We start from the raw sequence: 18703 nt of genomic DNA, 5'->3' as shown, positions 1-18703 counted from the left end.
ACCGCCGACGGCGCCGTCACCTCGCGCGGGCCGCGGGTTCCAGATATATGTTGGTGGACAGTATGTTTCGTTATCGGGCGGTCATCGACCGGGTGACAGCGCCGGCGGTGGCGGTGGCGGCTGCTCCGAGGTCGGCCAGGGCGGCGGCGGTGAGGCGGGTGTCGGGGCAGGCGACGACAGCGGCGGCCACGGTGTCGCCGTGGAAGATCGGGGCGGCGACCGTGACGACGGCGTTCTCCGCGCCCAGTTCGTCGGGGAGATAGTCGATGGTGATCAGGTCGGCGATCAGGGCGCCCAGGCGTTGCCGGAGCGGGTCGGTGACGGGGGAATCACGAAGAGTGGCAAGGGCTTCCAGCATGGGGGCGGCCTCGTCGGCGAGGCGTTCCACGGAGTAGCCGCGGGTACGGACGGCCGACAGGATCGCATCCAGGCGGGCGGATTGGGTGGGGTCGGCTCGGGCCAGCCAGGCGCGGCGTTCGGAATCCGGTGCCCAGGCGACGAATTCGCGGGCCACGGGTGGGGCGTAGGGGAGGCGGCGGCCCTGGCGGATCCAGGGGAGGGAGGGGGTGCCGACCACCTCCGTGATCACGATGGCGTCGTCGGCGCGTTCGGCGAGGAAGACCGGAATGTCGCAGTGCGCGGCCAGGTCTCGCAGCGGGCCACGGGCCAGACGGCGCAATGGGAAGGCGTTCTCGGCGCGGCGAGCGACCGTCAGCAGGCCGAGGCCCAGGCCGTAGTTGCCGTCCGCGTCGCGGATGGTCCAGCCGTCGGCGGTGAGCTGGGTGAGGACGGCGTGCGCGGTGGCGCGGGACAGGCCGGTGTCGCGGACGATCCGGGCGAGCGACAGGTGCTCGGCCGGGCGGCGGGACAGCAGTTCCACCACTTGCACCACCCGATGGGTGGGCGGGGAGGCGACGGTTTCGGGCGCTTCGACGCCTGTGGGGAGGGGTGTGGACGCGCCGCCGGGTGTCGGGCGGGCTTCCGGGGCCGTGGGGGACGGGTGGGCTTTCGCCCGCGACGCCCGTTGCGCGGGGGTGGGGTTGTCGCGATCCGGGGCATTTTCTAGAACAGGTTCTTGACCGGCGTGCCCGGTCGGGCCTATCGTCGGTGTCACAATATCGAACGATAGCGTCGAATATTCGACACCACAATCCGGGCGCTTCGGCGGCGGGCGTGGGAGGGGACTCGGCGCGGGCGGGACAGTGATGCGGACGGGATACGAGCTGTCGCATCTGGCGGCCCTCGAGGCCGAATCGGTGCACATCTTCCGGGAGGTCGCGGCGGCCTTCGAGCGGCCGGTGCTGTTGTTCTCCGGCGGCAAGGATTCGGCGGTGATGCTGGAACTGGCGGCCCGGGCGTTCTGGCCCGCGCCGCTGCCGTTCCCGCTGTTGCACGTCGATACCGGGCACAACTTCGACGAGGTGCTCGAGTTCCGCGATCGCACGGCCGAACGGCTCGGGGCCCGGCTGCTGGTGGCTCGGGTGCAGGACGACATCGATGCGGGACGGGCGGTCGAGCGGGCGGGGGAGACCCGGAATCGGTTGCAGACCACCACCTTGCTGCGGGCGATCGGGGAGGGGCGCTTCGACGCGGTGTTCGGCGGGGCGCGTCGCGACGAGGAGAAGGCGCGGGCCAAGGAACGGGTGTTCAGCTTCCGGGACGAGTACGGCGCGTGGGAACCTCGGGCGCAGCGGCCGGAGATCTGGAACCTGTACAACGGCAGACACCGTGCGGGCGAGCACATTCGGGTGTTCCCGCTGTCGAACTGGACTGAGCTCGATATCTGGGAGTACATCGATCGGGCGGGGGTCGAACTGCCGCCGCTGTACTACGCGCACCGGCGCGCGGTGTTCGAGCGGGACGGAATGCTGCTGGCGGTCAACCGGTTCCTGTCCTCGCGGGCGGACGAGCCGATCCGGGAGGAGACCGTGCGTTTCCGCACCGTCGGCGACGCGACCTGCACCGGGTGTGTCGAGAGTACGGCCGCCACTCCGGCGGAGGTGATCGCCGAGATCGCGGTCACCCGGCTGACCGAACGCGGGGCGACCCGCGCCGACGACCGGATCTCGGACTCCGGCATGGAGGATCGCAAGCGGGAGGGCTACTTCTGATGGGCCGCAATCTGTTACGGCTGGCGACCGCCGGCAGTGTCGACGACGGCAAGTCCACGCTGATCGGGCGGCTGCTGTACGACTCGAAGAATCTGTTCACCGATCAGCTGGAGGCGATCGAGCGGGCCAGTGCGCAGCGCGGCGATCCGGCGACGGATCTGGCATTGGTGACCGACGGGTTGCGCGCGGAACGCGAGCAGGGCATCACCATCGACGTGGCATATCGGTACTTCGCCACGCCGCGAAGGAAATTCGTCATTGCCGACACTCCGGGGCATGTGCAGTACACCCGGAACATGGTGACCGGAGCCTCTACCGCGGATCTGGCGCTGATCCTCATCGACGCGCGCAAGGGGGTGGTGGAGCAGACCCGGCGGCACGCCTTTCTGGCCGCGCTGCTCGGGGTGCCGCATCTCGTGGTGTGCGTGAACAAGATGGATCTGGCGGGGTGGTCGGAGGCGCGGTTCGGTGAGATCCGTGCCGAATTCGCGGATTTCGCGGCCAAGCTGACCGTCGGCGATCTCAGCTTCGTGCCGGTCTCGGCCCTGTTGGGCGACAATGTGGTCGAGGCTTCGGCGCACATGCCGTGGTTCGCGGGGGCGCCGCTGCTGCGGCATCTGGAGGATGTGCACATCGCTTCGGACCGCAACCTGATCGACGCCAGATTGCCTGTGCAGTATGTGATCCGGCACGCTCCGGCGGCGGCCGCGGGCGACCCGGCCGACATCGTGGCACCGGGAACTCCTGCGGCCCTGTTTGATTCGGCGGCGAACGGTATTGCGGCGCAGCGGAGTTACGCGGGCACGGTGGCGGGTGGGATCTTCAAGCCGGGTGACGAGGTGGTGGTGTTGCCGTCCGGGCGGACCACGCGGGTGGCACGGATCTGGGGACCGGGTGGTGCGCCGGTGGCGGAGGCGTTCACCGATATGGCGATCGCGCTGACTCTCGCCGACGACATCGACGTGGGGCGCGGCGACATGATCGCGCGGCCGGGCAACCGGCCGCACCTCGATCGGGATCTGGACGCGATGGTGTGCTGGTTCTCCGACTCGACCGTGCTGCGGTCCGGCGGTGACTACTCGATCCGCACCGCTGGGCAGACGACCCGGGTGCGGGTCACCGGGCTGGAGTACCGGCTCGACGTGAACACGCTGCATCGGGTCGAGGGTGCGGAAAGCCTGGCGCTGAACGACATCGCGCGAGTGAGTCTGCACGCGCGGCAACCGCTGATGTTCGACGCCTATCGCGACAACCGTCGTACCGGTAGCTTCATCCTGATCGACGAGACCACGAATCAGACGGTCGCGGCGGGCATGATCCTCGCTCGCGACACCGGTTCGCGCTCGGAACGGGCCGCCGAGGTGGTGTGGCACGGGTCGGCGGTCGGCCGGGAGGATCGGCCGCACGCGGGGGCGACCGTCTGGCTCACCGGGTTGTCGGCCTCCGGGAAGTCCACCATTGCCGTGGAATTGGAACGGCAACTGGTGGCGGCGGGGCGGCCGGCCTATCTGCTGGACGGGGACAATCTGCGGCACGGGCTGAACGCCGACCTCGGTTTCGGTGACGACGACCGGCGGGAGAACATCCGCCGGGTCGCGGAGGTGGCGTCGCTGTTCGCGGATGCCGGTGTCGTCGCGATCGTCTCGTTGATCAGTCCGTTCGCCGCGCAGCGGGACCAGGCCCGGCAGGTGCACGCGGACAAGGGATTACCGTTCGGCGAGGTGTTCGTCGATACCCCGCTGCGGGTGTGCGAGAACCGGGATCCGAAGGGGCTGTACGCCCGCGCCCGTGCCGGAGAGGTGCGACACTTCACCGGCATCGACTCGCCCTACGAGCGGCCGGAGCGACCGGAGTTGACCGTCACTCCCGAGGACGGCGATCCTGCCGAGATCGCCGCCCGCATCCGCGCGGCGCTGCGGCTGTGAGCGCCGGACGACGCGGCGGTGACGGCGCTACTGCCACCGAACACGATGCAGCGCTGCGACTTTCGTCACCGGGCCACGCGACGAGTGCCGGTGCCGGGCGGTGCCCTGATTGCCGGTCCGAGCCGCGATACCGTCGGCGGGATTGCTCGGCCCCGCGGGTGCGGTGGTCGGTGCGGCCGCGCGCGGTGGCCGCCGGCGTCGGGCGGCGCCGTGAGCCCGTGTCCGGAGAGCAGCGCTGAGGCCGGGGCCGTCATCGCATGTCCGTCAGATCGATTGATGCAGGAGGACCATTCATGGAACAACCCGTCACGAGCGGGGCGGTGCCGCGCGATGTTGCCGAGGCGGTGCCTCAAGACGCTTCCGGGGCGGTGCCTCAAGACGCTTCCGGGGCGGTGTCGCGCGACGCTTCCGGGTTGGTGCCGCGCGATCCCTCCGGGGCGGTGCCGCGCGAACCCTCCGGGGCGGCCCTCGCTCCACCGGTACCGCCGCTGACCGAGCCGTTCCTGGCGGCGGTCGCGGAGGCCGAGAGGCTGGTTGCCGCAGCGGATTTCATCACCGACGAGCACGACCTGGCCGAGGGCTACGACTATCTGGCGGGCAGTATCGCGGCCTGTGTGCAGCTGGCCCGGGTGCACGGCACGACCCATCCGTCGTTCGTGGCGTCGACGGGGCCGACCACCAAGATGGCGCTGGACAATCCGGACACGCTCTACTACCACGCGAACGTCGAGGCCGGCGCGGAGTATCTGCTCACCGGAACTCGCGGCAGCACAGTGGATCTGAGCTTCCAGGTACTCAAGGGTGACTACACCTCGACCAATGTGCCCGGCGGGGACGACGCCTTCGACGACCGGCGGCTGGAGATCGACGCCGACGGGAGCTACCGGGTGAGGTTCGGTCCGCCCAAGGAGGATCCGGGTCCGAACTACTTCGTGCTCGGCGAGGGTTCCTCGATGCTGGCGGTTCGTGAGGTGTACGGCGACTGGAATGCCGAGCGCAAGGGCACGATTCGCATCGAGCGGGTCGACACGGCCGGGACCGCTCCGGCCGAACCGGATCTGGCGGTGCTGCGCAGGCGGTATCGGGTGGCGGGGCGAATGCTGGTGCAGCGCATCCACACCTGGTTCAACTTCCCGAAGTGGTTCTATCTGGATCTGCCGGTGAACACGCTCACCGAGCCGCGGCTGACCCCGGGCGGCCTGGCCACCCAGTACTCGTCGGTGGGGCACTTCGATCTGGCCGAGGATCAGGCGCTGGTGGTGACGGTGCCGAAATCGGATGTGCCGTATCAGGGTTTCCAGCTGGGCAGCCGCTGGTACATCTCGCTGGACTACGTCAACCACCAGACGAGCCTGAACAGCGCACAGGCGCAGGTGGATCCGGACGGGATGATCCGGCTGGTGATCTCCGCGCGCAATCCCGGGATCGCCAACTGGGTGGAGACGACCGGGCGCCGCCGCGGCATCATGCAGTTCCGCTGGCAGCGCACCCATCGGCCGATCATGCCCGCCGAGGGGCCGTCGATCGCGCTGGTGCCGATCGACGAGGTGCCCGCCCATCTGCCCTTCCATGACACCAATCGGATCGATGAGGACGGCTGGCGGGCGCGGATCGCGCAGCGGCAGCGCGGATTCGCGGAGAGGATGCTCGCGTGAAAGCGATGTTGGACGACAAGGTGGTCGTCGTCAGCGGGGTCGGGCCGGGGCTCGGCCGCTCGGTGTGCCGGGCGGCGGCGGAGGCCGGCGCGGCGGTGGTGCTGGCGGCCCGCACCGAATCCAGGTTGCGGGAGGTCGCGGCGGAGATCGCGCCGTCGCGAACGCTGGTGGTGCCGACCGACATCACCGACGACGCCGCGGTGGCGAATCTGGTGGACCGCACCGTCGACACCTTCGGGCGGGTGGACGCCCTGGTGAACAACGCGTTCGCCGTGCCGTCGATGAAACCGCTGGAGCGCACCGACTTCCAGCAGATCCGCGACAGCCTGGACCTGACCGTGCTCGGCGGGCTGCGCATGACCAAGGCGTTCACCCCGACGCTGGCCGAGACCCGTGGCTCGGTGGTCATGATCAATTCGATGGTGCTGCGGCATTCGGAACCGCGGTACGGCAGTTACAAACTGTCCAAGGCGGCGCTGCTGGCGATGTCGCAGACGCTGGCGACGGAGTTGGGCGGCAAGGGGATCCGGATCAACAGCGTCGCGCCGGGCTACATCTGGGACGACCAGTTGAAGTGGTATTTCGCCGAGGTGGCGAAGAAGTACGGCATCACCGCCGAGCAGGTCTACGACCAGACCGCGGGCCGGTCCGATCTGAAGCGGCTGCCCGAACCGGACGAGATCGCCCGTGCCGTGGTCTTTCTCGCCTCCGACTGGGCCAGCGCCATCACCGGCCAGACGCTCGACGTCAACTGTGGCGAGTACCACGCCTGACCGGCCCCGAGGAGTATCGATGACCCCCCGTACCGATGTCGGCACCGTCGAGGATCTGCACTTCTCGGCCACGAAGATGTGTGGCCTGGAGGATTTCGGGATCGACGACTACACCGAGGCCCTCGGTGTGCTGCTCGAGTCCTACCGCCGCGACGCCGATCTCACCGAGCTCGGCAGCAAGATGAACCGCTACTTCCTGCGCGGCGCCCTGGTGGCCCGCGCGCTGAGCGAGGCGGCCTGGCGGGCGAATCCGGGTTACGCCGACACCCCGATCCAGCGGCCGATCTTCGTGACCGGCCTGCCGCGCACCGGCACCACCGCGCTACACCGGCTGCTCGCCGCCGATCCGCGGCATCAGGCGCTGGAACTGTGGCTGTCGGAATTCCCGCAGCCACGCCCGCCCCGGGAGACCTGGGCGGACAATCCGGTCTATCAGCAGCTCGAGGCGGGCTTCGCCCAGCACCATGTCGAGAATCCGGAATTCATGGGCGTGCACTACATCAGCGCCGCCGATGTGGAGGAATGCTGGCAGTTGCTGCGCCAGACGGTGAAATCGGTGGCGTACGAGAGCCTCGCGTACCTGCCGAGCTATTCACAGTGGTTGCGACGCCAGGACTGGACGAATGCCTATGTGCGGCATCGCAAGAACCTGCAACTGATCGGACTGAACGACACCCGGCGCTGGATCCTGAAGAACCCCAGCCACATGTTCGCCCTCGACGCGCTGATGGCGGCCTATCCGGACGCGCTGATCGTGCAGACGCACCGGGATCCGGTGGTCGCGATGGCCTCCTCGTGCAGCCTGTCCGACCATGCCGCCCGCGGCTGGTCGAATACCTTCACCGGTGCGCGCATCGGCGAGAGCCAGCTGGAGTTGTGGTCCCGCGGCCTGCGCGAATTCACCGCGGCCCGTGGGCGTTACGATCCCGCGCAGTTCATCGACGTCGACTTCGCGGATCTGCGCGCGGATCCGATGGGGACGGTGGAACGGATCTACCGCGCCTTCGGCCTGGAACTCGACGACCCGGCCCGCTCCGCGATGTCGGCACTGGACGAGGAGAGCCGCACCGGCGATCGCAAACCGGATCACCGTTACACGCTGGCCGATTACGGCCTCACCGAGGCGCAGGTGAAGGAGTACTTCGCGGGCTGAGCCCGAAGTATCTTGCGTGACAACACCGTTCAGGACCGGCGGCGGCGCGCCGCCCGCCGGTCCTGAATCGCGGTGTACCGCACCTGAAGTCCGTCCACGAACGCCTGAAGCGCCAATTCGAAACTCTGCGTGTCGATTTCGTCTGCCTTGGCGCGCAGCAGATGCGCCTGTTCCAGATGCGGGTAGCGATCCCGGTACACCTGCACGTCGTCGTCGAAGCCGCGGGAGAACGAGCCGATCGTCGAGCCCAGCACCAGATAGCGGGTCGAGGCGCCGATCATGGTGGCGTCGCGCGGCGGCCAGCCGGCCCGCACCAGTCCGCCGTGCACGGCGTCGGCCATCCGCAGCCCGGCGTCGCTGCGGCCCGGCCCGGTGGCGAGATACGGCACGAAATTCGGGTGCGCGACCAGCGCCGACCAGTACGAGCGGGCCCACGCGGTGAGGCCCTGCTGCCAGGGCGTGGTCTCGAAGGCGGAGGTGTCCACCCGCTCGATCACGTCGCGGGCGATATCGCCGAGCAGATCGTCCTTGTTCGGATAGTGCCCGTAGAGCGAGGCCGCCGACACACCGAGTTCCGTGGCGAGCTTGCGCATGGACAGCTCCGGTAGCCCGTCGCGGTCGATCAACTCCAGTGCGGCGTCGCGAATGCGCTCTCGACTGAGCAACGGCACGCGGGGCCTGGCCATGGTGCACCTCCTCCACAGGTTGAACGGATGTCGAACCTATCACCGACCACCCGGGGACCTTGAATAAACGAACGTTGTTAGGATATCGTGCGGCAGTAACCTAACAACGTTTGGTTAGGAGTTTCCGGATATGGACCTCGAGCTCGGCGACGACCATCGGCAGGTGCGCGACGTCGCCCGCGACCGGGTCGATACGCGCGTCGTGCCCTACGCCGCCGCCCGGGCCCAGCCTCACCGTCAGGAGATTTCATGACCGACAAGCGCAAGGTGGCCCTGATCACCGGAGCCGCCCGTGGCATAGGCGCGGGCACCGCAGCCCGGCTGGCCGCCGCGGGCATCGCCGTGGCCGTCGCCGACCTCGATGAGAACGCCTGCGCCGAAACCGCGCAACGGCTCACCGCCGCCGGCGCCACCGCGATCCCGGTGGCCTGCAACGTGACCGACGAAGCGCAGGTGAACGCGGCCGTGGAACATGTTGTGGCCGAACTTGGTTCGGTGGACATACTGGTGAACAACGCCGGCGTCATCCGCGACAATCTGCTGTTCAAGATGTCGGTCGACGACTGGGACACCGTGCTGTCGGTCCATCTGCGCGGCGCGTTCCTGTGCAGCCGGGCCGTGCAGAAATACATGGTCGAGCAGAAGTACGGCAAGATCGTCAACACCTCCAGCGTGTCCGCGCTCGGTGCCCGCGGCCAGGCCAACTACTCGGCCGCCAAGGCCGGCATCCAGGGCTTCACCCGCACGCTCGCGATCGAATTGGGACCCTACGGGATCAATGTCAATGCGATCGCGCCGGGCTTCATCGTCACCGAGATGACCGCCGCCACCGCCGCTCGCGTGGGCGTCACCCTCGAGCAGATGGCCGAGCAGGCCGCCGCGGTCACCCCCGTCCGGCGGGTCGGCAAGCCGGAGGACATCGCCAACGTGGTCGCCTTCCTGGTGTCCGACGAGGCGTCCTTCGTCACCGGCCAGACGATCTACGTCGACGGCGGCCGGAAACTCTGAATCCGGTTGCGCGGCACCGTCGCCGAGGTCCCCACGGCGACGGTGCCCACCCGGTTCCCCCAGCGGCGCCGTGCGTCGGCCCCATGAGCGGCACCGCCGCTGAGTCCCTCTGCGCGACAACGTCACCGAGTTCGGCACCGTGACCGTTCGTCGCGAGCAGTATCGATATATCAGGAGTCACCCCATGCAGCGCACCCTCTACAACGAAGATCACGAAGCCTTCCGCAAGACCGTCCGCTCGTTCCTCGAGTCCGAGGTCGTGCCCCATCACGACGAGTGGTACGCCGCCGGCCTCGTGCCGCGCGAGTTCTATTACAAGCTCGGCGAATTGGGCATCTTCGGGATCGAGGTGCCGGAGGAGTACGGCGGCGCGGGCATCGAGTCGTTCAAGTTCGAGGCCATCCTCGTGGAGGAGGTGCACCGCGCGGGTGTGTCGCTCGGCGGCTCCGGGGTGCACGTCGGGCTGTGCCTGCCGTATCTGAAGAAGCTCGCCACCGAGGAGCAGAAGCAGCGCTGGTTCCCCGGCTTCATCGCCGGCGAGATCATGTTCGCCATCGCGATGACCGAGCCCGGCACCGGCTCCGACCTGGCCGGAATGAAGACCACCGCGAAGCTGTCCGAGGACGGCACCCACTACGTGCTCAACGGCGCCAAGACCTTCATCACCGGCGGCGTGCACGCCGACCGGGTGATCGTCTGCGCCCGCACCGCCGCGCCGCGCGAGGACGACCGCCGCTTCGGCATCTCGCTGCTGGTCGTGGACACCAAGTCGCAGGGGTACACCGTCGGCCGCAAGCTGGACAAGCTCGGGCTGCGGACCTCCGACACCGCCGAACTGTCCTTCACGGACGTGCGGGTGCCGGTCGAGGACCTGCTCGGCGAGGAGCACCGCGGCTTCTCCTACCTCGGCCAGAACCTGCCGCAGGAGCGGCTGTCCATCGCCGTCGGCGCGTACGCGCAGGCCGCGGCGGCGATCCGGTTCGCCACGGAGTACACCCGGCAGCGCAACGTGTTCGGCAAGCCGGTCGCGAGTTTCCAGAACACCAAGTTCGAACTGGCCGCCTGCCAGGCCGAGGTCGACGCCGCCGAGGCGGTCTCCGACCGCGCGATCGAGGCGCTCGACGCGGGCACCCTGACCGCGGCCGACGCCGCCTCGGCGAAGCTGTTCTGCACCGAGGTCGCCGCCCGGGTGATCGACCGCTGCCTGCAGCTGCACGGCGGCTACGGATTCATCAACGAGTACCCGATCGCGCGGCTGTACGCCGACAATCGGGTGAACCGGATCTACGGCGGCACCAACGAGATCATGAAGACGATCATCGCCAAGGATATGGGTCTGTAGGCCGGAACCTGTTGGTAGGGAGGCGCATTCGATGACCGCGACGCTGTCGGTGGCGAGTATCCTCGCCGAGCCCGCCTGGCGCGTGCCGGACAAGGTGGCCCTCGTCGAGGGCGAGCAGCGAATCAGTTTCGCCGAGATGTGGCGACAGGTCCGCGAACAGGCGGCGGCGCTGATCGAGCGCGGGGTGCGGCCCGGCGACCGGGTCGCGCTCATGTGCCCGAACGTCGCGGACTTCCCGCGCGCCTACTACGCGATCCTGGCCGCGGGCGGCGTCGTGGTGCCGGTGCATCTGCTGTTGTCCGCCGACGAGGTGGAACACGTGCTGCGCGACAGCGGTGCCGCGCTGCTGCTGGCGCATCCGATGGTGGCGCCGGTCGGCGAGGCCGCCGCCGCGCGGGTCGGCATCCCGAGTATCGACCCGAAGAGCCTGGTGGCCGGGGAGCCGATCCCGACGTTCGTGACCCGCGGCCCGCTGGACCCGGCGGTGATCTTCTACACCAGCGGCACCACCGGCCGGCCCAAGGGCGCCGAGCTCACCCACCTCAATATGGTCATGTGCGCGACGGTGAACACCTACGACGCCAACCACGTCACCGCCGACGACATCGCGCTCGGCGCGCTGCCGCTGTTCCACGTGTTCGGGCAGACGGTGTCGCTGAACTCGCAGTGGCGGGCCGGCGCGGCGCTGGTGCTGCTGCCGCGGTTCAGCGCCGAGGCGGCCGTCGAGCTGATGGTGGCCGAGGGAGTGAACATCTTCCACGGGGTGCCGACCATGTTCGTCGAGCTGATCAAGGCCGGACGGGCGGCGGACCGGCTGCCGCGGCTGCGATTCTGCATCTCCGGCGGCGCCTCGCTGCCGCCGTCGGTGCTCGAGGATTTCGAGGCCGGGTACGGCGCGCCGGTGCTGGAGGGCTACGGCCTGTCGGAGACCTCGCCGACGGTGACCGTGAACCAGCCGCTGCTGGGCATCAAGCCGAATACGGTCGGGCTGCCGGTGTGGGGCGTGAACGCGGAGATCGCCGATCCGGCCGTGGCCGACGAGATCGTGTTCCTGCCGCAGGGCGAGGTCGGCGAGGTGGTCGTGCGGGGGCACAACGTGTTCGAGCGGTACATCGGCAATCCGGAGGCCACCGCGGCGGCCGTGGTGGACGGCTGGTTCCGCACCGGCGACCTGGGCGTCAAGGATGCCGACGGCTTCCTGAGCATCGTCGGCCGGATCAAGGAGATGATCATCCGCGGCGGGTTCAACGTGTATCCCACCGAGGTGGAGGCCGCGCTGCTGCGGCATCCGAGGGTCGCCCAGGTCGCGGTGATCGGTGTGCCGGACGAGAAGTACGGCGAGGAGGTCGTCGCGATCGTGGTGCCCGACGGCGAGGTCACCGCCGCGGAGATCATCGACTACGCCAAGGAACATGTGGCCCGGTACAAATATCCGCGCCGCGTCGAATTCCTGGATCAACTGCCGCTGGGCCCCACCCACAAGGTGCTCAAGCGCGAACTGAAGGAGCGATACCTGTGACGGATTACCCGGACTTCGACGCCTTCCGGGCGGCGGTCGGCACCGAGATCGGCGTCAGCGACTGGCTCACCGTCGAACAGGATCGCATCGACACCTTCGCCGACGCCACCGACGACCACCAGTGGATCCATGTCGACCCGGAGCGCGCCGCCGCCGGCCCGTTCGGCCGCCCGATCGCCCACGGCTTCCTCACCCTGTCGCTGTCGGTGCCGCTGGTGAATCAGGCCGTGACGGTGGGCGGGGTGAAGATGGGAATCAACTACGGCCTCAACAGGGTTCGCTTCATCACCCCGGTCCCGGTGGGCGGCCGGATCCGCGCCCGGGTCACCCTGGACGCGGTGAAGGACGTCCCCGGCGGCATCGAATCGGTGCGTACCGTCACCATCGAACTCGAGGGCGCCGAGAAGCCGGCCTGCGTCGCGGAGAGCATCGTGCGCCTGCTGGGCTGAGTTCGCCGGGGGTGCAGCGGATCTCGTGGGGCGCCGGAATCGGCTCGGTCGGAGCGCCGCATACGTGCCGCGTACGGAGCGGCCGCGGGCGATGCGGCCCCGGCCGACTCCGGTGATGGTGTGGCGGACTCCGCGGCAGGCGAACATCGCTTGGTATCAAGGGATCTCGCCTCCGCGGTGCCGACGTCCGCTGATCGGCGCCGGACCGTGCCTGTGGGTGTCGGTCCGGAAACTGTTCGAGCTCAGTACTTTTCACCGGGTCGGTCGTGATCGTCCCGGTGGCCGGTGCTCGGCGGGAACGGCCGTGTCACACGACTTCCCCAGCGCCGACGACCACACGGGCGAGCGGCCCGATGCTCAGTGCTCGGTGTCCGCCGAGGTCCGGAAGCGGCCGGCGTTGCGGGCGCACCAGTCGGCGAAGCGGGCGGGGCGGCGGCCGAGCAGCTTCTCGACGGTGTCGGTGCGCAGGCCCACGGTGTCGGCGCGCATCAGGGTGAAGCCCTCGAGGATGGCCTCGGCCAGCGCGGGCGGGGCTCCGTTCGAATAGCGGGCGCGGACCGCCTCTTCCGGGGTGGCGGCCGTGCGCACCGGGATGTCGTGGCCGAGCGTCGCGGCCAGCACCGCCACCTGTTCGGCGATGGTGAAGGCTTCGTCGCCGGTGAGGACGTATTCGGCGCCGGCGTGGCCGTCTTCGGTGAGGGCCACGGCCGCTACCGCCGCGATATCGGCCGGATCGATCGGCGCGTAGCGGCCCGGCCCGCTCGGATCCAGGACCGGTTCGCCGGATCGGACGGCCGCCACCCATTCCAGGGCGTTGGTCATATAACCGCCGGGTCGCAGGATCGTCGCGGGAATGCCGCTGCCGCGGACGATCTGCTCGCGTTCGTGGTGCCAGCGGCCCATCATCGGCATCGGGTCGCCGAGCACATTGAACGACGACAGCAGGACCAGCCGCCGCACCCCGGCCAGCTGGGCCGCGGCCACGGCATCGGCGGCGGGGGTCACCGCCAGGCCTGGCAGCAGCAGGAAGGCCGCGTCGATGCCTTCGAAAGCCGTTGCGAGCGTCGATGATTCGGTGAGATCGCCGACGACCCGCGCCACGCGCTCCGGCACGTCCGCTGCTCGCGCCGGATCCCGGACCAGCATCCGCACCGCGTGGCCCCGCCGATCGAGTTCGCGGACCAGCTCACGGCCGACGTTCCCGGTGGCCCCGGTGACCAGTATCATTGTGTTCCTCCAGATCGTTTGCCGTCTAACGAATAGAACGTTAGACGGCAAACGATCCATCCGTCAACCCGAAGGAGACCCGTGCCGGAGTTCCTCGACCTGCACGGCCGCACCTCGAAATTGGTGCGGGCGCTGGCCGATCGCGATATGCGGCGGCACGGACTGCACCTCGGTCAGAACCTGGTGCTGGCGGTGCTGTGGGAGAACGACGGCCGCACCCCGGGGGAGATGGCCGCCGCCCTGAACGTGACCACGCCGACGGTGGTGAAGATGGCCAACCGCATGACCGCCTCGGGTCTACTGGAGCGGCGCCGCGACGACAAGGACGCGCGCCTGGTCCGGTTATGGCTCACCGAAACTGGTCGTGCGCTACAGGTTCCGATCGCGCACGAACGGAAAGCATTGGAGGACAAGGTAACCGCGACACTCACCGCAGCGGAACTCACGCAGCTGCTGCACGCGCTGTCCAAGATCCACGACGCCGCAGCGGAATTGGTCGGCGAACCGACCGACCACACCGACGCGATCCCCGACTGAACTCGTGGGCAGGCTCCGGGCCCGGCCGCCCTGGGCATGTCGCAGCCCAGGCCGGTCGCGCAGTGTCGGGCCGATGTCGCAGCCCCAGGCCGGTGGCGTAGTGTCGGGCCGATATCGCAGCCCCGGACCGGTGGCGCATGCGCGGGAGAACCTCGCAGATCCGTTGCGCGGCAGGGTGACTCGACCGCTGCCGCGCCGACTGTATAGAGCCGATTGCCGCGCCGACTGTATGGAGCCGACTCCGGAGTCACCGGAGCATCCTCCTCGGGCTGTTGCGCGCTACTGTGTCCCGGCCGGCTCGGGAATCAGCGTTTCGGTCGGGTGCTCCACAATGCCCACAGCACGAGTACCGGCTGGAAGAACAGGCGGATGAGCCGCTTGCGGTCGGTGTCGAGCCCGAAAGCGTCACGGCGGCCGAGGTATTGGGCGAGATTGCCGGGGAAGACCGCGACGAAGAACAGCGCGAGCAGCCGGCCGATCCGGGCCCGATCGTCACGGGCCAGCAGCAGCATGGCGCCGAGGGTGATCTCCACGCCGCCGGACGCCATGACCACGCCGTCCTTGTCCAGCGGCACCCAGTCCGGTACCTGCGCCTGGAAAGCCGTTCTGCCCCAGAATATGTGGCTGAGTCCGGCGAAGACCATCGCGCCGGCGAGGAGGGTGCGGGCCAGCGTGCGAGCCGGTGGCGTTCGCTCGCCGGGGTCCTGGGCCGAGATCTCGGACCCGGGCGCGTCGGCAATCTGTGTAGTGGGCATCGAGCGCTCCTTCCGGCGGCCGCGCAGCGGCCGAATGGGAAACGGTTCGTTCGAAGACCTACCCGATCATGATCGGCGCAAGCCCACCTCGATCCTAGGCGCATTCCGGACAATCGCACCGCCTGGACCGGCGCCAAGGCGGACCGGTGTCCGGGCCGAGCTGCCGTGGGTCGGCCGCCTCGAACCGGGGCCGCGACCGGGCTACTGCTCGTCGCCGAGCTTGTGGCTCAGGGTGGCCCAGCGGTCCAGCAGGGCGGTGGCGGCACCCGAGTCGACGGCCGCTGCGGCGCGAACGAGGTTGGCGGCGAGGGTGTCGTGGAGGTCGCCGGCGGCGACCTCGGGGGTGAGTTCGTAGGCCGTGATGGCGGCCGCGGAGTTCAGCAGGACGGCGTCGCGGACCGGGCCGGGGGCGCCGGCGAACATGTCGCGGGCGATGGCGGCGTTCGCGGTGGCGTCGCCGCCGCGCAGGGCCGCGGGCTCGACGCGGGGGATGCCCAGGCGGACCGGGTCGATGACGATCTCGGTGGCGCGGCCGCCGGTGACCACCCAGCCGCGCGAGCGGTCGGCGGTGGTGATCTCGTCGAGGCCGTCGTCGCCGCGCACGACCAGGGCGTTGGCGCCGCGTTCGGCGAAGGTGCCGGCGATCACCGGGAGCAGGGCGGGGAAGGCGCAGCCGATCAGGCCGGCCGCGGGCTGGGCCGGGTTGGTCAGGGGGCCGAGCACGTTGAAGACCGTCGGGATGCCGATCTCCTTGCGGGCGGCGCCGGCGAACCGCAGGGCCGGGTGGTAGAGCGGGGCGAAGCAGAAGGCGATGCCCGCCTGGTCCACGCAGGCCAGGACCGCGTCGGGGCCCAGCGCGATCCGGACGCCGAGCGCCTCCAGGACGTCCGCGCCGCCGCTGCGCGAGGACAGCGCGCGATTGCCGTGCTTGACCACGGGGATCCCGCCGGCGGCCACCACCACCGACGACATGGTGGAGATGTTCACCGAACCGGAGCGGTCGCCACCGGTGCCGACGATGTCGATGGCCGGGGTGGTCAGCGGCACCCGGGTGGCGTGCCGGAGCATCCCGGTGGCCAGGCCGGACAGTTCGGTGGGGGTGGGGCCCTTCATCTTGATCGCGACGCCGAAGGCCGCGATCTGCGCCGAGGTGGCGTTGTCGGACATGATCTCGTCCATGGCCCAGGCAGCCTCGTCCGCGGTGAGATCGACACCATCGGTGAGGGACCCGAGGATTTCGGGCCAGCTGCGCGCGGTCATCGCCAATACTCCTGTCGCGACATCTGTCGGCCGCCGGCGCACGCCGGGAACCAGTGCCCTTGCAGCCTAGTGGGCGCGGGCAACGAATTATCGCCCGGCGGGCGGACCCGGTTGCAGCGCCTCCCAGCCGAGGGCGGTGCCGTCGTGGCGCTGGGCGAGCCCGGCCATCCGGGACCGTTCCTGGGAGCAGTGCAGGGCGTCGAGGAGTTGTTCGCGTTGCAGCAGCAGGAGGCCGTCGTCGCCGGTCGCGGGGGTGTAGCCGTCCTGGGCGGCGATGCGCACGACCTCCTCGGTCCGGTCGGCCGGGATCCGCAGGTGGTGGCGCAGCAGCGCCGGTGTGCCCGGATTCCAGGTCGTGGCCCGGTCCAGGGCCGCCGAGCAGGCTTCCGCGTCGTCGAAGCTCGCGGCGACCACGACCAGGTCGGAGCGGGTGTCCAGCGCTACCGCCGGTTCCCGTCGCCGTTGCCACCATGTCCGTACACCCATGCGGCCATCATCGCCGCCGCCCGCACGCGCGCCGGCGGCGGGCGCGCGCGGACGCGAGACGCGCGTGTGTGGCGCCGCACATCCGCAGCTCCGGGAAGCCGGTCGAAAGGGCGTCTACCAGGGCGAAAACGGCCACGAACGGGACACGCCGGGGCATTTCCAGTGCCGCTGGGCCGCTGCGGTTTCCGACACAGGGGTGCGAGATTCCCACCCGGCTAGTCCTGTCGTACTACGACGAGTCATACTTACCGGCGTGACGACCGCAGTAGGGACCCCAGGATCGGCCATAACCCAGCGCGTGCATTCGCTGAACCGGCCCAACATGGTCAGCGTCGGAACCATCATCTGGCTGTCGAGCGAGCTGATGTTCTTCGCCGGCCTCTTCGCCATGTATTTCGTCGCGCGCGCGCAGGCCCACGGTAACTGGCCGCCGGAACCGACCGAGCTGAACCTGAAGCTCGCCGTGCCGGTCACGGCCGTGCTGGTCGCCTCGTCCTTCACCTGCCAGATGGGCGTGTTCTCCGCCGAGCGCGGTGACGTGTTCGGGCTGCGCCGCTGGTACGTGGTCACGTTCTTCATGGGCCTGTTCTTCGTCTGCGGTCAGGGCACCGAGTACCACGCGCTGTACTCGGAGGGCACCACGATCTCGAGCAGCGTCTACGGCTCGGTGTTCTTCATCACCACCGGTTTCCACGGTCTGCACGTCATCGGCGGTCTCATCGCGTTCATCTTCCTGCTGGTCCGCACCAAGGTCAGCAAGTTCACCCCGGCACAGGCCACGGCCGCGATCGTCGTCTCGTACTACTGGCACTTCGTCGACATCGTGTGGATCGGGTTGTTCGCCACGATCTACTTCGTCCGCTGACCCGGACCAGCACACCAGCCTTTGCACACGTCGGTTCCGTCTACTCCAAAGGGACACAGATGAGTTCATCTCCCCCGTCAGCGCCGGACCCCATCAGCGGGGTCGACGGCGTTTCGAGCGATCAGGCCACCAAGACCCGTAAGCAGCGCCGGCTGCGCCGCAAGCTGGCGGGCAGCCTGGTTCTTCTGATGGGCCTGGTCGGAGCCGGTTTCGCGGCGTCGGCGCTGACCCCGCACGCACAGGTCGCCACCGCCGACCAGGATCAGGCCGCACTGATCCGCGAGGGCAAGCAGCTGTACGACACCTCGTGTGTCACCTGCCACGGCGCCAACCTGCAGGGTGTGCAGGACCGGGGTCCGAGCCTGATCGGCGTCGGCGAGGCGGCCGTCTACTTCCAGGTGTCCACCGGCCGCATGCCGGCCGCGGCGAACAGCTCGCAGATCGTCCGCAAGCCCCCGAAGTTCGACGAGCACCAGACCGACGCGCTGAGCGCCTTCGTCGCCTCCAACGGCGGCGGACCCTCGCTGGTGCGCGACCCGGACGGCTCGGTCGCGCAGGACTCCCTGCTGAAGGGCGCCGACCTGGGCCAGGGCGGCGAGCTGTTCCGGATGAACTGCGCGTCCTGCCACAACTTCACCGGTAAGGGCGGCGCGCTGTCCTCCGGCAAGTTCGCGCCGCCGCTCGAGCCGGCCAGCGCGCAGCAGATCTACGCCGCGATGCTCACCGGCCCGCAGAACATGCCCAAGTTCTCCGACCGCCAGCTGACGCCGGAGGAGAAGCGCGACATCGTCGCGTACCTGAAGAACCGGATGGATTCGCACCCCGAGGGCGGCTACGGTCTGGGCGGACTCGGCCCGGCCACCGAGGGCCTGGCCATCTGGATCATCGGCATCGTGGCTCTGGTCGGGTCTGCGATGTGGATCGGGTCCCGATCATGAGTTCTACAGAACAG

The 18703-nt window shown here is 69.3% G+C and carries 19 protein-coding genes; 13 read left to right on the top strand and 6 right to left on the bottom strand.

What is annotated here, in order from left to right:
• Positions 1-70: 70 nt before the first annotated feature.
• A complete protein-coding gene (locus NRB56_RS05840; protein WP_319942602.1) occupies positions 71-1114 on the bottom strand; it encodes a helix-turn-helix domain-containing protein in 1044 nt (347 codons plus the stop codon).
• A 91-nt stretch (positions 1115-1205) separates the two neighbouring features.
• Here NRB56_RS05840 and cysD point away from each other — a divergent pair, with 91 nt between their 5' ends.
• From cysD to NRB56_RS05815, 5 genes are all read left to right on the top strand, one after another.
• Positions 1206-2111 (top strand): sulfate adenylyltransferase subunit CysD, encoded by a 906-nt coding sequence (gene cysD / locus NRB56_RS05835; RefSeq protein ID WP_153339409.1) that lies wholly within the window; start codon positions 1206-1208, stop codon positions 2109-2111.
• Complete coding sequence (gene cysC, locus NRB56_RS05830; RefSeq protein ID WP_153339408.1) at positions 2111-4036, top strand: adenylyl-sulfate kinase; 1926 nt, start codon at positions 2111-2113, stop codon at positions 4034-4036. The genes cysD and cysC overlap by 1 nt, the downstream gene beginning before the upstream one ends.
• A gap of 488 nt (positions 4037-4524) precedes the next feature.
• Entirely contained in the window at positions 4525-5691 is a 1167-nt protein-coding gene (locus NRB56_RS05825; protein ID WP_153339619.1) for a hypothetical protein, read from the top strand.
• 5 nt (positions 5692-5696) lie between these two features.
• Positions 5697-6464, top strand: coding sequence for an SDR family oxidoreductase (locus NRB56_RS05820; protein ID WP_153339618.1), 768 nt, complete (start codon positions 5697-5699; stop codon positions 6462-6464).
• Positions 6465-6483: 19 nt separating this feature from the next.
• Positions 6484-7617 (top strand): sulfotransferase family protein, encoded by a 1134-nt coding sequence (locus tag NRB56_RS05815; protein ID WP_153339407.1) that lies wholly within the window; start codon positions 6484-6486, stop codon positions 7615-7617.
• A 29-nt stretch (positions 7618-7646) separates the two neighbouring features.
• Here NRB56_RS05815 and NRB56_RS05810 read toward each other — a convergent pair whose 3' ends face one another.
• The gene (locus NRB56_RS05810) at positions 7647-8303 is read right to left on the bottom strand and encodes a TetR/AcrR family transcriptional regulator (protein ID WP_153339406.1); all 657 of its coding nucleotides are present in this window, start codon (positions 8301-8303) and stop codon (positions 7647-7649) included.
• 130 nt (positions 8304-8433) lie between these two features.
• Between NRB56_RS05810 and NRB56_RS39615 the strand changes: the two genes are divergently transcribed.
• The 5 genes from NRB56_RS39615 (at position 8434) to NRB56_RS05790 (ending at position 12621) form a co-directional block, all read left to right on the top strand.
• A complete protein-coding gene (locus tag NRB56_RS39615; RefSeq protein WP_264766992.1) occupies positions 8434-8556 on the top strand; it encodes a hypothetical protein in 123 nt (40 codons plus the stop codon).
• Positions 8553-9311, top strand: coding sequence for a 3-oxoacyl-ACP reductase FabG (gene fabG / locus NRB56_RS05805; protein ID WP_153339405.1), 759 nt, complete (start codon positions 8553-8555; stop codon positions 9309-9311). The genes NRB56_RS39615 and fabG overlap by 4 nt, the downstream gene beginning before the upstream one ends.
• A gap of 184 nt (positions 9312-9495) precedes the next feature.
• Positions 9496-10653: an acyl-CoA dehydrogenase family protein gene (locus NRB56_RS05800; protein ID WP_153339404.1), complete on the top strand. Its 1158-nt coding sequence runs from the start codon at positions 9496-9498 to the stop codon at positions 10651-10653.
• A 31-nt stretch (positions 10654-10684) separates the two neighbouring features.
• Positions 10685-12172 carry a long-chain-fatty-acid--CoA ligase gene (locus NRB56_RS05795; protein WP_153339403.1) on the top strand — a complete coding sequence of 496 codons (1488 nt, stop codon included), beginning with the start codon at positions 10685-10687 and terminating at the stop codon, positions 12170-12172.
• Positions 12169-12621: a MaoC family dehydratase gene (locus NRB56_RS05790; protein ID WP_319942601.1), complete on the top strand. Its 453-nt coding sequence runs from the start codon at positions 12169-12171 to the stop codon at positions 12619-12621. Before NRB56_RS05795 ends, NRB56_RS05790 begins: the two co-directional genes overlap by 4 nt.
• A 357-nt stretch (positions 12622-12978) precedes the next feature.
• Here the strand turns inward: NRB56_RS05790 and NRB56_RS05785 are convergent, their stop codons facing one another.
• Positions 12979-13848, bottom strand: coding sequence for an NAD(P)H-binding protein (locus NRB56_RS05785; protein WP_153339402.1), 870 nt, complete (start codon positions 13846-13848; stop codon positions 12979-12981).
• A gap of 81 nt (positions 13849-13929) precedes the next feature.
• Between NRB56_RS05785 and NRB56_RS05780 the strand changes: the two genes are divergently transcribed.
• On the top strand, positions 13930-14385 hold the full coding sequence (locus NRB56_RS05780; RefSeq protein ID WP_319942600.1) for a MarR family winged helix-turn-helix transcriptional regulator: 456 nt from the start codon (positions 13930-13932) through the stop codon (positions 14383-14385).
• Between the two features lie 305 nt (positions 14386-14690).
• On the opposite strand, the gene NRB56_RS05775 is transcribed toward NRB56_RS05780, so the two are convergent.
• The 3 genes from NRB56_RS05775 to NRB56_RS05765 all read right to left on the bottom strand — a co-directional run bounded on the left by NRB56_RS05775 (position 14691) and on the right by NRB56_RS05765 (position 16886).
• The gene (locus tag NRB56_RS05775) at positions 14691-15029 is read right to left on the bottom strand and encodes a DoxX family protein (protein ID WP_227837302.1); all 339 of its coding nucleotides are present in this window, start codon (positions 15027-15029) and stop codon (positions 14691-14693) included.
• A 312-nt stretch (positions 15030-15341) separates the two neighbouring features.
• A complete protein-coding gene (trpD, locus tag NRB56_RS05770; protein WP_153339400.1) occupies positions 15342-16400 on the bottom strand; it encodes an anthranilate phosphoribosyltransferase in 1059 nt (352 codons plus the stop codon).
• Between the two features lie 87 nt (positions 16401-16487).
• The gene (locus tag NRB56_RS05765) at positions 16488-16886 is read right to left on the bottom strand and encodes a hypothetical protein (protein WP_153339399.1); all 399 of its coding nucleotides are present in this window, start codon (positions 16884-16886) and stop codon (positions 16488-16490) included.
• Between the two features lie 253 nt (positions 16887-17139).
• Between NRB56_RS05765 and ctaE the strand changes: the two genes are divergently transcribed.
• Both ctaE and qcrC read left to right on the top strand, forming a co-directional pair.
• Positions 17140-17751, top strand: a complete 612-nt coding sequence (gene ctaE / locus NRB56_RS05760; protein ID WP_026343143.1) for an aa3-type cytochrome oxidase subunit III — start codon at positions 17140-17142, stop codon at positions 17749-17751.
• Positions 17752-17810: 59 nt separating this feature from the next.
• Positions 17811-18689 (top strand): cytochrome bc1 complex diheme cytochrome c subunit, encoded by an 879-nt coding sequence (gene qcrC / locus NRB56_RS05755; protein WP_194290733.1) that lies wholly within the window; start codon positions 17811-17813, stop codon positions 18687-18689.
• Positions 18690-18703: the final 14 nt, after the last annotated feature.

It is taken from the genome of Nocardia aurantia (assembly GCF_009604425.1).
Taxonomy (GTDB): Bacteria; Actinomycetota; Actinomycetes; order Mycobacteriales; family Mycobacteriaceae; genus Nocardia; species Nocardia aurantia.
The sequence above is the reverse complement of the archived record's forward strand: the minus strand, read 5'-3'. Positions and strand labels throughout refer to the sequence as shown.

Coding starts and splice junctions, on each gene's coding strand:
- cysD (WP_153339409.1), top strand. CDS start 1,206: ATGCGGACGGGATACGAGCTGTCGCATCTGGCGGCCCTCGAGGCCGAA.
- cysC (WP_153339408.1), top strand. CDS start 2,111: ATGGGCCGCAATCTGTTACGGCTGGCGACCGCCGGCAGTGTCGACGAC.
- NRB56_RS05820 (WP_153339618.1), top strand. CDS start 5,697: ATGTTGGACGACAAGGTGGTCGTCGTCAGCGGGGTCGGGCCGGGGCTC.
- NRB56_RS05815 (WP_153339407.1), top strand. CDS start 6,484: ATGACCCCCCGTACCGATGTCGGCACCGTCGAGGATCTGCACTTCTCG.
- NRB56_RS05810 (WP_153339406.1), bottom strand. CDS start 8,303: ATGGCCAGGCCCCGCGTGCCGTTGCTCAGTCGAGAGCGCATTCGCGAC.
- NRB56_RS39615 (WP_264766992.1), top strand. CDS start 8,434: ATGGACCTCGAGCTCGGCGACGACCATCGGCAGGTGCGCGACGTCGCC.
- fabG (WP_153339405.1), top strand. CDS start 8,553: ATGACCGACAAGCGCAAGGTGGCCCTGATCACCGGAGCCGCCCGTGGC.
- NRB56_RS05800 (WP_153339404.1), top strand. CDS start 9,496: ATGCAGCGCACCCTCTACAACGAAGATCACGAAGCCTTCCGCAAGACC.
- NRB56_RS05795 (WP_153339403.1), top strand. CDS start 10,685: ATGACCGCGACGCTGTCGGTGGCGAGTATCCTCGCCGAGCCCGCCTGG.
- NRB56_RS05785 (WP_153339402.1), bottom strand. CDS start 13,848: ATGATACTGGTCACCGGGGCCACCGGGAACGTCGGCCGTGAGCTGGTC.
- NRB56_RS05775 (WP_227837302.1), bottom strand. CDS start 15,029: ATGGTCTTCGCCGGACTCAGCCACATATTCTGGGGCAGAACGGCTTTC.
- trpD (WP_153339400.1), bottom strand. CDS start 16,400: ATGACCGCGCGCAGCTGGCCCGAAATCCTCGGGTCCCTCACCGATGGT.
- NRB56_RS05765 (WP_153339399.1), bottom strand. CDS start 16,886: ATGGGTGTACGGACATGGTGGCAACGGCGACGGGAACCGGCGGTAGCG.
- qcrC (WP_194290733.1), top strand. CDS start 17,811: ATGAGTTCATCTCCCCCGTCAGCGCCGGACCCCATCAGCGGGGTCGAC.